The sequence below is a fragment of the Pedococcus sp. P1_H8 genome (assembly GCF_056405175.1).
Genome location: NZ_JBFUCP010000395.1, coordinates 1 through 385, shown reverse-complemented (window position 1 = coordinate 385; position 385 = coordinate 1). Strand labels below are relative to the sequence as shown.

Here is a 385-nt window from a genome sequence, read left to right as displayed (position 1 = left end):
GCCCTGCACGGCGTGGGCCGCGTGTTCGAAGCCATGGTCCGCGCCTCCGGACTCGTCCCCCAGCTTTCCGTCGTCCTCGGCTTCGCCGCGGGCGGCGCCGCCTACGGTCCCGCGCTCACCGACGTGGTGATCATGGCGCCCGAGGGCCGCGTGTTCGTGACCGGCCCCGATGTGGTGCGGTCCGTCACCGGCGAGCAGGTCGACATGGCGTCGCTCGGCGGCCCCGACACCCACACCAAGAAGTCCGGCGTCGCGCACATCGCGGCCACCGACGAGCCCGACGCCTTCAACCGCGCCCGCCGTCTGGTGTCGATGTTCTGCGACCAGGGCACCTTCGACCTGGTGGCCGCCGAGCACGGCGACACCGACCTGCGCGCGCTGATGC

1 protein-coding gene is annotated in these 385 nt (G+C 73.0%); it reads left to right on the top strand.

The features are described from left to right. Nucleotides 1-21: 21 nt before the first annotated feature. Nucleotides 22-385: carboxyl transferase domain-containing protein (locus AC1DYG_RS20520; RefSeq protein ID WP_477641675.1), on the top strand; the 364-nt coding region annotated here is incomplete at its 3' end.